Consider the following 14882-nt stretch of genomic DNA (forward strand, 5'->3'; position numbering starts at 1 on the left):
CCGGGGCCTCCTTCCGTCACGGCTTCGGCGTGAGCCTCCGGCCCGGCCTCCGCGCCGGGCGGGGGAACCGCCGTCCTACGCGGAAGCGTTCATGACCGGCAGGTATCCGCTGGACTGGCCGGTCGTGGTCGGGTGGTAGGACTCCCCGATCGGGAACGTGACGCTGTGCAGCCAGGAGTCGCCGGAGCAGATCTCGTGGCCCGTGAAGCTGTCGCGCACGTCGCCGAAGGCGAAGCCGTGGTCGGCCGCCCGCTTGGAGATGACGTCGTTGAGCACGTCGGCCGCGGAGTTGATGGCCGCGCGGGATGTCTCACTGAGGCCGACGGAGCACTCCCCCTGCAGCTTGTATATGCGGGGGTAGCCCATCACCACGACGTTGGCGGAGGGAGCCTTGTCGCTGATGGCGTTGTAGACGGAGTCGAGCTCGCCGGGCAGCGTGCCCTCCATGTAGCCCTTCGCCTCTTCGATCTTGGTCAGGCACACGCTCTCACCCTGCAGGACGCACGCCTGCATGGTGTCGGCGAAGCCGGCGTCGTTGCCGCCGATGCTGATGCTCACCAGACCGGTCGAGGCGCTGAGCGGCCCGAGCTGGTCGGCGAGCACATCGCCGGTACGGGCGCCCGAGCACGCGGTGAAGTCGAAGGAGGCGGGGGCGTTGGCCGCGGCCCACTGCTCGGCGTAGGCGTTGGCGCTCCGCTTGCAGTCGCCGCTGTCGGCGTCGTAGTCGCCCGCTCCGAGTCCGGAGGAGTACGAGTCACCGAGGGCGACATACGAGGGGGCCGCGTCCTGCGCGAAAGCGGGCGCGGCCCCTGACAGGGCGGTGACTCCGAGGGCTGAGACCACGGCAGCCGCGGTCGTCATTCTGCGCTTCATGGAACCTCTCATGGTGGGGGGTCGACTCGTCGTGGGGGGTCGACATGGAGGGTGCTGATGTAGAACTAACAGGTCCCGGCCTTGACTGGAAGTGTCCATGCCAAACTTTTCGTCGGCGTGAACCCTCGGCGCAGCAGGGGATGTTGGCGCTCACGGCACGAAAACGCCCTCACCACCGGCCTCTCAGCCCGCGGAGCGGTACCCGCAGGAAACTTCCACCGGCCCAAGATCTCTACACGCCGGCCCAGTTGGCAGTTTTACGCGCGTAGGTACCATCACAGGACCGGACACCGCCGCACAGGACCGCACATGGGAGATCGATGAGCACGGATTACATCCAGGACGTCTCTCCCTGCGCCGGAACTCTCGCTCCGCGCGCCTGGTACGCCTCCTCCGACGCCTCCCGGCTCTCCCTGAACGGCACTTGGGCGTTCCGGCTCTCACCGACGGCCGGCGCGGACACCGCCTTCACCGAGGACGGCCACGACATCTCGGGCTGGGCCCGGATCGCTGTCCCCGGACACTGGGTGCTCCAGGGACACGGGACACCCGCGTACACGAACGTCCGCTATCCCTTCCCGGTCGACCCGCCGCACGTACCCGAGGAGAACCCGACCGGCGACCACCGCCGCCTCTTCGGCCTGCCGGAGGACTGGCCCGAAGGTGGCAGGTCCGTGCTGCGCTTCGACGGCGTGGAGTCCTGCGCCCGCGTCTGGCTCAACGGGCAGGAACTGGGCACCTTCCAGGGCTCGCGGCTGCCCCACGAGTTCGACGTCACCGACGTGCTGCGGCCCGGTGAGAACGTGCTGGCCGTACGCGTCCACCAGTGGTCTGCGGGCAGCTATCTGGAAGACCAGGACATGTGGTGGCTGCCGGGCATCTTCCGTGAGGTCACCCTGCTGCACCGGCCGGAAGAGGCCGTGGAGGACTTCACCGTCACGTCGGGGTACGACCACCTCACGGGCGAGGGCATTCTGCGTGTGGACTGCGCCCCGCACGGCCGGCTCACGGTGCCCGAACTGGACGTGGACGTGCCCACGGGCGAGACGGTGCGGCTGCCCGTCGAACCGTGGACGGCCGAGACGCCCCGGCTGTACGGGGCCCGCCTGACCACCGGGGGCGAGAGCGTACCGCTGCGCCTCGGTTTCCGTACGGTCGTGGTCGAGGACGGACTGCTGAAGGTCAACGGCAGGCGCATCCTCCTCCGCGGCGTCAACCGGCACGAGTTCCACCCCGACACGGGGCGGACGCTCGACGAGGCCACGATGCGCCGCGACGTGGAACTGATGAAGCAGCACAACATCAACGCCGTCCGCACCAGCCACTGCCCGCCGCATCCCGCCTTCCTCGACCTGTGCGACGAGATGGGCCTGTGGGTCGTCGACGAGTGCGACCTGGAAACGCACGGCTTCGCCGAAGTGGGATGGCGCGGCAACCCCGTCGACGACGAGCTCTGGACGCCCGCCCTGCTCGACCGCGCCCGGCGCATGGTGGAGCGCGACAAGAACCACCCCTCGGTCATCGTCTGGTCGCTGGGCAACGAGTGCGGCTCCGGGCGCGGTCTGGGCGAGATGGCCCGCTGGATACGTGAGCGCGACCCCTCACGCCCCCTGCACTACGAGAACGACGAGGTCTGCCCCGACTCCGACCTCTACTCGCGGATGTACGCCACCCACGAGGAGGTGGAGCAGATCGGCAGGCGGCAGGAGCCCGGGCTGGAGGACCCGGGAGCCGACGCGCGGCGACGCTCCCTGCCGTTCGTGCTGTGCGAGTACGCGCACGCCATGGGCAACGGACCCGGCGGACTCAGTGAGTACCAGCGTCTGTTCGAGACCTACGAGCGCTGCCAGGGCGGGTTCGTATGGGAGTGGATCGACCACGGTCTGGCCCGGCGGACCGCGGACGGCCGGGCGTTCTTCGCCTACGGAGGGGACTTCGGCGAGGAGGTGCACGACGGCAACTTCGTGTGCGACGGGCTGCTCTTCCCCGACCGGACGCCCTCCCCCGGCCTGACCGAGTACAAGAAGGTGATCGAGCCGGTCCGGATCGAGCCGGTCCCTGACGGCCCCCCTGCGGCCGCCGTGCGCGTCACCAACCAGCATGACTTCGCCGGGCTTTCGCACCTTGACTTCACATGGTCGTACCAGGTGCAGGGCGAGACCGTCGCCGAAGGCCCGCTGCCCGTACCGGCACTCGGGCCCGGCGAATCCGCCGTGGTGCCGCTTCCCGCCCCCGGGACCCCGGACACCGCCCGCGGGCACGGCCGTCCGGCCGGACGGCGGTGGGGCGAGACGCAGTGGACGGTACGGGCGGTGCTCGCCCGTGACACCGGCTGGGCCGGCCAGGGCCACACCCTTGCCTGGGGCCTGCTGACCGGTGCACCCGTCCCCGGAGGCCGCCCGCCCGGACTGCCCGGACCCGCCGAACCGGCACGCCGCGAGGGGGATTCCCTCATCCTGGGCCCCGGCGTCTTCGACGCCTCCACCGGCGTCCTCACCCGTCTCGGGCCCCTGCCGGTGACCGGCCCGCGGCTGGATGTGTGGCGGGCCACGACCGACAACGACGACGGCGCGCCGTGGCAGCCCGAAACCCGCCACGGCCCGCTCTGGCGGCGGCACGGACTGCACCGGATGCGCCACCGTACGGACGCCGTCGAGGCCGGTGCGGACGCTCTGCTGGTACGCAGCCGGGTGGCGCCCGCAGCCACCGACCTGGCCCTGCGCACGGTCCACCGCTGGAGCGCCTCCGGCGGCCTGCTGCGCCTGGAGGTCTCGGTGGAGCCGGAGGGCGACTGGGACTTCCCCCTCCCACGCCTGGGGCTCCGAATGGGCGTGCCCGCTGCACTGGGGTACGTCACATGGTTCGGGGGCGGACCGGGCGAGGCGTACCCCGACACCCGTGCGGCCTGCATGACGGGCCTGTGGCACAGCACGGTGGACGCCATGCAGACTCCGTACGTGCGCCCCCAGGAGAACGGCGCGCGTCCCGACGTCCGCTGGGCCGAGTTGCGCGAGCGCGGCACCGGCGCGGAGGGCTCGGCGTACGTCGGCGTGGGACTGCGCGTGGAGGCGGACACGGACCCCTTCGCACTCACCGCGCGCCGCTGGACCAGCGAACAGCTCGACGCCGCACAGCACACCACGGACCTCGCCGCCGGTGACACGGTCTGGCTGAACCTCGACCACGCCCAGCACGGCATCGGGTCGCAGTCCTGCGGGCCCGGCGTGCTGCCGCAGCACCGGCTGGCAGCACGGTCCGCACGGTTCGCGCTCGTCTTCAGCGCCCTGACGGCCGGGGAGGCACCCGCGGCGGCCCGGTGACGGGCGCCGCCGCGGGCCGGCGGCAGGCTACGCGCCGCCCTTGACCCCGATGCCCGCGTACCCGCGGTGCTGGTACAGCTCCTCGGCTCCCGGGACGGGGCCGTCGGGGCGCCACAGCGGCGGCCGGACCAGGCCCGGTTCCACCAGCTCGAACCCCTGGAAGAGCGGCAGCAGTTCGTCGTGACTGCGCATGATGAGCTCGGCGGTGGAGTTGTTCTTGTAGACCTGTGCCACCTGCTTGAGCGCCTCGCCGCCGTCGAAGTCGGAGGTGATGTGCGAGAGGACCAGGCAGCTCCCCTCGGGCAGGCGGCTGGTGAGCGTCCGCAGAATGGCGCCCGGGTCCTCGTCGTCGTGCACGAAGTGGAGGACCGCGACGAGCATCAGGGCGACCGGCTGGTCGAAGTCGATCAGCCGCTGCGTCGTGGGATGGTCGAGGATCGCCTCCGTGTCGCGCAGGTCGCCCAGTACGAAGCCGGCGTTCCCGGAATTGGTGAGCTTGGCACCGGCGTAGGTCGCCACGATCGGATCGTTGTCGATGTAGACGACGCGGGTGTCCGGCGCCGTCTCCCGTGCCACCTCGTGCGTGTTGGGCGAGGTGGGGATACCGGTGCCTATGTCGATGATCTGCCGGATGCCGCGGTCCACCACGGCACGCACGGCCCGGTGGTGGAAGCCCCGGTTGCCCTGCGCGGTCGGCCGGATGAACGGGGCGATCGACAGGACTCGTTCGGCCGCCTCCCTGTCGACCGCGTAGTTGTCCATGCCGCCCAGGTAGTAGTCGTACATACGGGCCGGATGCGGCTTGTTGGTGTCGATCTGGTCGGGGGTGAAGCCCGTCTCCGACACGTCGTTGCTCCTTATGCTTCTCGGCCGGTCACGCGAGCAGGAAGTCGGCGTCGCCGGCCTTCGCTCCCTGGATGAACTTCCTGATTTCGTGAGGGGTGTAGATGAGCGCGGGCCCGTCCGGGTCCGCGGACTGACGCAGGGCGACCCGTCCGTCGGCGAGTTTCAGTGCCTCCACACAGCTGCCGCCGTTGCCGCCGCTCCAGGGCTTGTGCCAGCCCTCGTTGCCCAGGTGTTTGGCGGGCATGCCGTTGTAGATGGGACCCATCGTTCAAAGCTCCTTGCGCATCGCACTGAGGATCGCCTCCGTCCGCGACACGGGCGCGGCCTGGGCGCACATCCGGTCCAGTGCCTCCAGGAAGACCGTCACGTCGTCTCGCTGGTCGAGGTAGGCGGCGCCTACCAGGCTCTCCGAGCAGACGACGTCCGGCAGTTCGTCGAGGGGGAAGCGGAAGATGTGGAAGGGGCCGTACATCGCCGGGTGCGGTCCGACGTCGAACGGCATGATCTGCAACCGGACCTGAGGCTGCCGGACGGCGTCGATGAGCCTGTCGATCTGTTCCCGCATCACCTCGGGGCCGCCGATGGCTCTGCGCAGCACGGTCTCGTCCATCACCACCCACAGCATGGGCGGGTCCTCCCGCTGCAGCACGGTCTGGCGTTCGAGCCGGAGCGAGACCTGACGACGGACCTCCTCCTCGGGAAGGTGGGGCATCCCCGCCCGCAGTACGGCCCGCGCGTACGCCTCGGTCTGCAGCAGACCCGGCACGTAGTGCGGCTCGTAGGCACGGATGATGCGCGACTCGCTCTCGAGGCTGACGAAGGCGCTGAACCAGTCGGGCAGCACATCGCGGTAGCGGTGCCACCACCCGGGCTGGTTCGCCTGCCGCGCGAGCGCGAGGAACTCCTCGACCTCCGACTCCTCGGTCACTCCGTAGGTCTGCAGCAGCTTCTCGACGTAGACGACTTTCAGGCCGACCTCGGCCTTCTCCATACGGCGGACGGTGGCATGAGTGACGTCAAGCGCCCGCCCCGCCTCCTCGTAGGACAGACCACGGTTCTCCCGCAGGTGCTGCAGACGCCTGCCGAGCACCACACGCAGGACGGTGGGTGCGCCACCGCCCGCACGCGAGTCCACCACTATCGCTCGCCTCCAACTGCTGGCATGGGCAAGCAGTTTGGCATGGACCACACGTGCGGGGACAGCCTGGCCCGAACGATTCTGTAATTTGCAGACTGATCCTTGCCAGGTGTTACTGACCCACCCCATAGTGGAGTTGTGGCTTCCCCCCATGACGCCCTGTCGTTAGAAGATCGGCCCTTTGCTGTGTCGGCACGCCCGCTCCGGGACGCGTTCCGTCTCCCCGCCCTCGACACCTCGGTGGCACAGGCGCGAAGACGAGTCCTCGACCGCCTGCACGAATGGCGCGTCGATCAAGAGGCATGCGACGACGCGCAGTTGCTGATCTCCGAACTCTTCACGAACGCCGTGCGGCACACCGCGAGCCAGAAGGTCAGCTGCGAACTGTGGCTGATCGGCATGCGGTTGTGCCTCGAGGTGACCGACCAGGGCGGCGGACCCCACCCCATGGCACCACGCGAGGGAGCCCCCGTGGACACCGAGGGGGAGAGCGGACGCGGTCTTCTGCTGGTCAGCGTCCTGGCAACGGACTGGGGCATCCGACCCGGCAGCCTCAACGGCGGGCCCCGGAGAGGCCATGCCGTATGGGCCGAGCTGGCGTGCTCGCGCGGGGACACGGACCACTGACGCGAGGCCCTTCTCTCACCGTCACTGCCACAGCACAGCGCCACCGCCCGACACCTGGGCGGTGGCGCTGTGCTGTGCTGCGTCTCGTCGTTCGTGCTCTCCCCCGGTGCTCCACCCGCCGGCCCCCGCCCCGCACCGCCCACGCACCGGCGTTCCCGCCGGCCGCCGGTTCGGCTACGCTGACCGCCATGGACAGCACGTACTGGCACGCAGTCACACCGCCCCCCGCGTCCCGCTGAGGGCGCAGGTGTGAACAGAGCGGCTCCAGCCGCCTGCACTCCGGCCGCCGAGGTCACGCCCTGAGGGCGACCTCGCCGCCAGCCGTACCCGCGCCCTTCCGATGACCGTCATCACCGGCCTTCAACGGATCAGGACGCACTTCGCATGCCATCCTTCTCTGCCAGTTCCTCTGCACGCGCGCGCCTGCGTACTCCGCGCGCGTCCACCGCCGCGGGCTCCCGCCCCGGCTCGTCCTCCCTCTCTCCTTCCGGCCCTTCTCCTTCCGGCCCCTCTCCCTCCGCCCGCCGACGGGGTGCGGAAGGTCCCGTGCTCGTCCTCGCGGCGGCAACGCTGTGGGGCACCACCGGCACCGCCGCGACTTTCGCCCCCGCTGAGGCGTCCCCTCTCTCGATCGGTGCCGTCACCATGGGTGTCGGCGGACTGCTGACCCTGCTGCTGGCCGGAGGCTCGGCGCTGCGCGTCCTGCGCTCCGGCCGGCCGGTGCTGTGGTGGGCGCTGCTGGGCGGCATCGCCGTCGCGGTCTACCCGCTGGCCTTCTACACCTCCATGGCCAGGGCCGGGGTGGCCACCGGCACCGTGGTGACCATCGGCTGCTCGCCCGTCTTCGCCGCACTGCTGGAGCGGTTCCTGGTCGGGGTCGGACTGACCCTGCGCTGGTTCGCCGCGACAGTCTGCGCCGGGACGGGCTGCGCGCTGCTGACGCTCACCGGCAGCGACTCGGCCGCCGCCGGCCGGGACGTGCCGGGCGGTGTGGCCCTGGGGCTCGTGTCCGGCGCCGCCTACGCCGTCTTCACCTGCTACGGCGCCCGCGTCATCCGAGCGGGACACTCCTCACGCGCCGCGATGGGCGCTCTGTTCGGACTGGGTGCCCTGGTGCTGCTTCCCGTGCTGGCCGTCACGGGCGGGCCGCTGCTGAGCGAACCACGCGGGCTGCTCGTGAGCGGCTACCTGGCCGTGGTGCCGATGTGCCTGGCGTACGTCCTCTTCGGCGCCGGGCTGGCCCGCGTCACGGCGGGCTCCGCGACCACGCTCTCCCTGTTCGAGCCGGTCGTCGCGGCGGTGCTCGGGGTGGCTGTCGTCGGGGAGCGGCTGGGCGTCTGGGCCTGGACGGGTACGGGTCTGGTCCTCGCCGGACTTCTCGTGCTCACCGTCTCGGCACGCGGATCCGCGGCGCCGACAGCCGACGGGCGCTGACACGCACAGGCGGCGGGTGGCCGGCAGGGCCGGACCGCCCGCCGCCGGGGCCCCGCACTCACGGACCCCGGGAGGGCGGAGCCCGGGCCGGGGTGCGCGCCCGGAACCCAGGCACGCGGCGAGGCGTTCTCCTACCAGGTCTGATCAGCGGGACACCGGACGGAGGCAGGCCCATGGACAGCGAGCCACGGGGCCGCGGCAACGACCCGGACGAGGGGAAGGAGAGCTGGGAGGAGCCTGTTCTGGACGAGGACTTCATCCGTGGTGCCGAAGTGAGCGAGCCGGCGGCACGAACACGGATGCTCAGGGAGCGCTGGCGTCACCAGCCACCCGAGCCGCAGCCCTGGCGCGCGGACGAACCTCCGGCAGGCTGGTTCTTCAGCAAGAGCCGACGCAAGTCACGCAAGCGCCGCCGCCGGGGCGGCTGACGGCCCGCCGCCCCCTCCGTGCCGCTGCCGTGCGGTACGGCCATGCCGCCTTCCGGCCCCCTGAGCGGGGCGGAAGGCGCGGCTGAGCGCGCCCGCGGCCAACCCCCTCCCGCCGCGGGCGCGCTCGCCCGTCTCGTCTTTACCGCCCGTCCCATTCCGATCCGGCACCATATGGGCGGAGAATGTCCTTATCAGTAGCAGTATGGACAGAGACCTCTCCCCATATTCGTACGTTCTTGCGATACAAACGTGCCGCACCTGCGAGAATCGTGCGCAGCTTCGGAAAGAGCGAAAGGCGAGACCATGACAGACGGCATGCTCAGCGACTCCCGAACAGCGCCTGCCGGTGACGCCCCGCTCGACCGCGACGCCCTCCTGGACCGCGCGCAGCCCTACCGCCGTGAGCTGCTGGCCCACTGCTACCGCATGACGGGTTCGGTGCACGACGCGGAGGACCTGGTACAGGACACCTACCTGCGGGCGTGGCGCGCGGCGGACCGGTTCGAGGGACGCTCCTCACTGCGTACGTGGCTCTACCGGATCGCGACGAACGTCTGCCTGACCGCCATCGAGAGCCGTGGCCGCCGCCCCCTGCCGTCCGGCCTGGGCGCGCCCAGTGACGACCCGGAGCGCCCCGTGATCGAGGCGCCCGAGGTGCCGTGGCTGGAACCGGTGCCCGACGCGCTCTTCCGCTCGGAGCAGCCCACTGACCCGGCGGCGGTGGTCGTCTCCCGCTCCAGCATGCGTCTCGCCCTCGTCGCGGCACTTCAGCACCTGCCGCCCAGACAGCGCGCCGTACTGCTGCTGCGGGAGGTGCTGAAGTGGCGTGCCGCCGAGGTCGCCGAACTGCTCGGGACCACGACCGCGAGCGTCAACAGCGCCCTGCAGCGGGCGCGGGCGCAGCTCCAGCAGGCCGCGCCCGCCGAGGACCAGCTCTCCGAACCGACCGATCCGGGCCAGCGCGAACTGCTCGACCGCTACGCCGCCGCTTTCGAGAACTCCGACGTCACGGCGATCGTGCAGCTGTTCAAGGAGGACGCGGTCTGGGAGATGCCTCCGTTCCCCGAGTGGTTCCGGGGTCGCGAGAACATAGCGCGGCTCATCGGCGCGCAGTGCCCCATAGGACCGGGCGAGGGTCTGATGCTGCCCACCGAGGCCAACGGCCAGCCGGCCTTCGCGCTCTACAGCCGGCACGAGGGCGGGGACTACCTGCCCTTCCAGCTGCACGTGCTCACGATCCGCGGCGGGCGGGTCGAGAGGGTCGCGGCCTTCTTCGGTGAGGACCTCTTCCGTACGTTCGGACTGCCCGGGAGCGTCCCCGCCGAGTCGCCCCGCAGCTGAGCCGCGGCTGCGGGGCGGGTGTGCGGGGCCCCACCGTGCGCGCCGCCGCGCGGGGGGTGCTGCGGCGGGCGGCGCGTCACGCACCCAGCAGATGGTCCATGGCCAGCTGGTCGAGACGTTCGAAGGCCATACCGCGCTCGGCTGCCGCCTCGGCGTCGAACTCCTCGAACGCGGAGCGGTCGGCGAGCAGTTGCGCGGGGGTCTCGCCCTCCCTCAGCGTCGGCCGCGCGAGCTGGTCCAGCCGTGAGGCACGCAGCGCCTCCTGGACGGCGGGGTCCGCGCGGAAGGCCGCAGCCCGCTCGCGCAGGATCAGATAGTTGCGCATGCAGCCCTCGGCCGACGCCCACACTCCGTCGTAGTCCTCGGTGCGGGGCGGCTTGAAGTCGAAGTGCCGGGGGCCTTCGTAGCCCGCGCTCTCCAGCAGGTCCACCGTCCAGAACGCCGAGCGCAGGTCCCCGGCCCCGAACCGGAGGTCCTGGTCGTACTTGATTCCGGACTGGCCGTTGAGGTCGAGGTGGATGAGCTTGCCCGACCACAGGGCCTGGGCGATGCCGTGCGGGTAGTTGAGTCCGGCCATCTGCTCGTGACCCACCTCCGGGTTGACGCCGAAGAGCGCGGGCCGCTCCAGCCGGTCGATGAAGGCCAGGGCGTGGCCCACCGTGGGCAGCAGGATGTCGCCGCGCGGCTCGTTGGGCTTGGGCTCGATGGCGAAACGCAGGTCGTAGCCCTGCTCGGTGACGTAGTCCGCGAGGAAGTCGAATGCCTCCTTCATCCGGTCCAGCGCGGCCCGTACGTCCTTGGCCGCCCCCGACTCGGCGCCCTCCCGGCCGCCCCAGGCCACGTAGGTCCGGGCGCCCAGTTCGGCGGCGAGATCGATGTTCCGCATCGTCTTTCGCAGGGCGTAGCGGCGTACGTCCCGGTCGTTGGCGGTGAAGGCGCCGTCCTTGAAGACGGGGTGGGAGAAGAGGTTGGTCGTCGCCATCGGCACGGTCATGCCGGTGGTCTCCAGTGCCTGCCGGAACCTCTTGACGTGGCCCTCGCGGGCGGAGGGCCCGGAGCCGAAGGGGATGAGGTCGTCGTCGTGGAAGGTGACTCCGTACGCACCCAGCGCGGCGAGGCGGTGCACGGCCTCCACCGGGTCCAGCGGTGCCCGGGTCGCCTCGCCGAAGGGGTCACGGCCCAGCCAGCCCACGGTCCACAGACCGAAGCTGAACTTGTCCTCGGGCGTCGGCTGAAGGTTCATCTCGCGGCCCCTCTCTGCGGGCGGTTCCGTCACGCCCGGAGCTATTCGTAATGAGCGTTGACAAATTAGTATGCGGGCACGGCCGCACAGTGGGAAGAGGAGGCTGAGGGGTTTCATGTCCGCACCAGAAGGACCGCTCGTCATCGGCGTGGACAGCTCCACGCAGTCGGCAAAGGCACTCGTCGTGGACGCGGCGACCGGCGAGGTGGTCGCCCGCGGCCAGGCGCCGCACACCGTGACCCCGGGGCCGGGGCACGAGAGCGACCCCGAACAGTGGTGGTCGGCGCTCGAATCCGCACTCGAGCAGTGCGGCCGGGCGGCACAGCAGGCGGCGGCGGTATCCGTGGGCGGCCAGCAGCACGGGCTCGTCACCCTGGACGCGGCGGGACGGCCCGTGCGTCCGGCCCTGCTGTGGAACGACGTGCGCTCCGCACCGCAGAGCGACCGTCTCATCGAGCAGCTCGGCGGCCCCGCGGCTTGGACGGAGCGGATCGGCAGCGTCCCCGCTCCCGCCTTCACCGTCACCAAGTGGGCATGGCTGTGCGAGAACGAACCGCACTCCGCGGCTGCCACGACGGCCGTCCGGCTGCCGCACGACTACCTGACCGGACGACTCACCGGCCAGGGCACGACCGACCGGGGCGACGCCTCGGGCACCGGGTGGTGGGCGGCCCCGCGAGGGTCCTACGACGAGGAACTGCTCGAACTGGTGGGCCTCTCCCCCGGATTGCTGCCCCGCGTGCTGTCCCCGGGGGAGGCAGCGGGCACCGTACGTCCCGGGCTGCCGCTGCCCGCGGGCGCGCTGGTCGCCGCGGGCACCGGCGACAACATGGCAGCAGCCCTCGGCCTCGGGCTGCGGCCGGGACAGCCCGTACTGAGCCTGGGCACCTCCGGCACCGTCTACGCCGTCTCACAGCGGCGCCCGGCCGATCCGACCGGTACGGTCGCCGGCTTCGCCGACGCGCGCGGCGACTGGCTGCCGCTCGCCTGCACGCTCAACTGCACGCTCGCCGTCGACCGCGTCGCCGCACTGCTCGGACTGGACCGCGAGGCCGTCGAGAGCGGCGGCGAGGTCGCTCTCCTGCCCTTCCTCGACGGGGAACGCACACCCAACCTCCCCTACGCCTCAGGGCTGTTGAGCGGACTGCGCCAGGACACCACCGGCGGCCAGGTTCTGCAGGCGGCCTACGACGGTGCGGTCTTCGCCCTGTTGCAGGCACTCGACGAAGTCCTGGGCGCAGAGAGCGCCCAGGACGTTCCGCTGCTGCTGATCGGGGGCGGCGCGCGGGGCACCGCCTGGTGCGAGACGGTACGGCGCCTGTCCGGGCGCCCCGTACAGGTGCCCCGCGCCGAGGAGTTGGTGGCGCTGGGCGCCGCCGCGCAGGCCGCTGGACTGCTGCTGGAGGAGGACCCCGCGGCGGTGGCACGCCGCTGGGGAACGGCCGAGGGTCCCTCCTACGAGGCCGTTCCCCGCGACGGGGAGAAACTCACCCGTATCGCGGACACCCTCTCCGGAGCGGATACGCTGCTGCGGCAGCGCTGACGTCCGTCTCCGCACCCGGGAAACCGCCCCGAAGCCCTGCGAACAACGTCCGAACGCCCTGAAACGCTCGGTGAGAAACGGAACTTGATGGCCATCCCGGCGCCCGGCTCACAACGGGAGATGCGGCAGCGCAACCTCTCCCGGGTGCTGTATGCGGTGGCCGCGGCCGGTCCCGTCTCACGCGCCGCCATCGCCGCGCGGATCGGACTGACCCGGGCATCCGTCTCCACGCTCACCGACGAACTGCTGCGCGCGGGCTTCCTGGTGGAGCTGGGGCCGGGGCGCTCCGGCGGTGTCGGCAGGCCGGGGAGCCCGCTGACTCTCACCGGCCTGGGGCCGTGCGGCCTCGGCGCGGAGATCGGGGTGGACCATCTCACCGTGTGCGCCGTGGACTTGCGCGGCCGCGTGCGTGCCCGTAAGAGCGAGGAGGCTCCGAACAGGGGGGCGGACCCTGGTTCGGTACTGCGGCGGCTCGGCTCACTCGTCGAGGACGTCGTCGCCGACGCCGGTGCGGCAGGACTGCGCCCGGCAGGCCTTGCCGTCGCCGTCCCCGGCCTCGTCGCCCGCTCCTCGACGACCGTCGTACGGGCCCCGAACCTCGGCTGGTACGAGACCGACCTCGCCCGGCACCTGGACGGACCGCTGCAGCTGACCGTGGAGAACGAGGCCAACTTCGGCGCCCTCGCCGAACTCTGGCTCAAGGAGGACGGCGCGGCCCCCGGCGACTTCATCCACGTCTCCGCTGAGGTCGGCATCGGCGCCGCGATCGTGCTCGACGGTGAACTGCTGCGCGGCAGGCGCGGATTCGCCGGTGAGCTGGGACACGTACCGGTGGAGCCCGACGGGCCGCGGTGTGCCTGCGGCGGGTCCGGCTGCCTGGAGCAGTACGCGGGTGAAGCGGCCCTGCTGCACGCCGCGGGCATCACCGCGCGCGGGGCGGGCGGCCGCAGCGCGGCGCTGGCGAGGCTTCGCGGCCGGGCCGAGGAGGACGACGCGGACGCCGTAGGGGCCCTGGAACGCGCAGGACGGGCGCTGGGCATCGCGCTCGCGGGAGCGGTGAACCTGCTCGACCCGCGGGCGGTGCTGATCGGCGGCACGCTCGCCGGGCTGGCTCCGTGGCTGCTGCCCGCGCTGGAGACGGAGTTGCGGCAGCGCATGGCGGCTCCCGGCGCGGTGCCGCAGCTCGCCGTCTCGGCGATCGGGTCCGAGGGGCCGTCGCTGGGGGCGGCACACTCCGTCGTACGGACGGTGCTGAACGACCCGCTGCCCTACGCGGCGGCGCGCTGAGAGCGCGCTGAGAAGGCTTCTGGAGAACGCTCCGAGCCGCGCGCAGCAGGCGTGTTCCGGTGCGGCCCCGCACTGCGGCAGACCCGCGGGGGCGTACACCCCGGCGCCCCCCGCTCGACAAACATCTCCGCAAAATTCAGCACTTCGGGCGATTACAGCAAGGATGCCGCGTCGCACCCGCACGCCGAAGCACATGCTCGACCGTGTGACACGACGGCACCGATGGCGCTGCGCGGCAGCAACAGCCCTGAGCAGCACGGCACTTGTTCTCATCTGCGCCGCGCCCGCGGCGGCCCGCTCCGTACCGGGTCCGGAACCGGACCCCGGGACCGCCGCGTCCGGCACGGCCTCGGCCGGGCGGGGCGGGGTGAAGGTTCACGGGCACTCCTGGCCTCAGGGAGCGAGGCTCGGCGTCGAAGCGGGCGGGGCGCGCGCCGAGATCGCGGTACGCCACGGAAAGTGCCACGGAGCACGGCTCGTCGTGGTGGCCGGAGGGCTCAGGGTCGCGGTGACCGCCGCGCACGGCGCGTGCGTGCCGCCACCGCAGCCGCCTCCCGCACCCCCGCCTGCGGAGACACCCCCGCCGTCTCCGCCCACGCAGAGGCCCGATCCTCCCCCCACACCGACGCCCACCCCTGCTCCCGAGTCGCCCACCGTCCGAACGCCGCCCGCCCCGAAGCCGGTTGACCACCGGCTCACAGCACCGCCGACGGCGACGGAGCGCGCACCGTCCGCACCGTCTCCCGAACCGTCCCGCGAGGCGGAGGAGAGATCCCCGCAGGCACCCTCGACCGGCGCCCTC

General features: G+C 71.7%; 12 protein-coding genes. 7 read left to right on the top strand and 5 right to left on the bottom strand.

Annotation, left to right across the window (positions count from 1 at the left end):
- Positions 1-75 precede the first annotated feature (75 nt).
- Positions 76-861, bottom strand: coding sequence for an SGNH/GDSL hydrolase family protein (locus tag H343_RS0117335; protein WP_486586931.1), 786 nt, complete (start codon positions 859-861; stop codon positions 76-78).
- A 332-nt stretch (positions 862-1193) separates the two neighbouring features.
- Between H343_RS0117335 and H343_RS0117340 the strand changes: the two genes are divergently transcribed.
- Entirely contained in the window at positions 1194-4193 is a 3000-nt protein-coding gene (locus tag H343_RS0117340) for a glycoside hydrolase family 2 TIM barrel-domain containing protein (RefSeq protein WP_028432195.1), read from the top strand.
- 27 nt (positions 4194-4220) lie between these two features.
- Here the strand turns inward: H343_RS0117340 and H343_RS0117345 are convergent, their stop codons facing one another.
- Genes H343_RS0117345 through H343_RS0117355 form a run of 3 tightly spaced genes read right to left on the bottom strand, consistent with a single transcriptional unit; the run spans position 4221 to position 6177 of the window.
- Complete coding sequence (locus H343_RS0117345) at positions 4221-5039, bottom strand: SAM-dependent methyltransferase (RefSeq protein WP_028432196.1); 819 nt, start codon at positions 5037-5039, stop codon at positions 4221-4223.
- A gap of 28 nt (positions 5040-5067) precedes the next feature.
- Complete coding sequence (locus tag H343_RS0117350; protein ID WP_028432197.1) at positions 5068-5304, bottom strand: DUF397 domain-containing protein; 237 nt, start codon at positions 5302-5304, stop codon at positions 5068-5070.
- Positions 5305-5307: 3 nt separating this feature from the next.
- Positions 5308-6177, bottom strand: a complete 870-nt coding sequence (locus H343_RS0117355) for a Scr1 family TA system antitoxin-like transcriptional regulator (protein ID WP_028432198.1) — start codon at positions 6175-6177, stop codon at positions 5308-5310.
- A 186-nt stretch (positions 6178-6363) separates the two neighbouring features.
- On the opposite strand from H343_RS0117355, the gene H343_RS31170 reads away from it, so the two are divergent.
- The 4 genes from H343_RS31170 (at position 6364) to H343_RS0117375 (ending at position 10007) form a co-directional block, all read left to right on the top strand.
- Positions 6364-6804, top strand: coding sequence for an ATP-binding protein (locus H343_RS31170; protein WP_486586932.1), 441 nt, complete (start codon positions 6364-6366; stop codon positions 6802-6804).
- A 546-nt stretch (positions 6805-7350) separates the two neighbouring features.
- Positions 7351-8238, top strand: a complete 888-nt coding sequence (locus tag H343_RS31175) for an EamA family transporter (protein ID WP_051265420.1) — start codon at positions 7351-7353, stop codon at positions 8236-8238.
- A gap of 173 nt (positions 8239-8411) precedes the next feature.
- A complete protein-coding gene (locus H343_RS0117370) occupies positions 8412-8666 on the top strand; it encodes an SGM_3592 family protein (RefSeq protein ID WP_037904058.1) in 255 nt (84 codons plus the stop codon).
- A gap of 303 nt (positions 8667-8969) precedes the next feature.
- Entirely contained in the window at positions 8970-10007 is a 1038-nt protein-coding gene (locus H343_RS0117375) for a sigma-70 family RNA polymerase sigma factor (RefSeq protein ID WP_028432201.1), read from the top strand.
- 76 nt (positions 10008-10083) lie between these two features.
- Here H343_RS0117375 and xylA read toward each other — a convergent pair whose 3' ends face one another.
- Positions 10084-11250 carry a xylose isomerase gene (gene xylA / locus H343_RS0117380; RefSeq protein WP_028432202.1) on the bottom strand — a complete coding sequence of 389 codons (1167 nt, stop codon included), beginning with the start codon at positions 11248-11250 and terminating at the stop codon, positions 10084-10086.
- A 115-nt stretch (positions 11251-11365) separates the two neighbouring features.
- Between xylA and xylB the strand changes: the two genes are divergently transcribed.
- Together xylB and H343_RS0117390 are read left to right on the top strand one after the other, a co-directional pair.
- Positions 11366-12793 (top strand): xylulokinase, encoded by a 1428-nt coding sequence (gene xylB / locus H343_RS0117385; protein WP_028432203.1) that lies wholly within the window; start codon positions 11366-11368, stop codon positions 12791-12793.
- Positions 12794-12880: 87 nt separating this feature from the next.
- Positions 12881-14080 carry an ROK family protein gene (locus H343_RS0117390; RefSeq protein ID WP_051265424.1) on the top strand — a complete coding sequence of 400 codons (1200 nt, stop codon included), beginning with the start codon at positions 12881-12883 and terminating at the stop codon, positions 14078-14080.
- The last annotated feature ends 802 nt before the right edge of the window (positions 14081-14882 follow it).

The organism is Streptomyces sp. TAA204 (genome assembly GCF_000424965.1).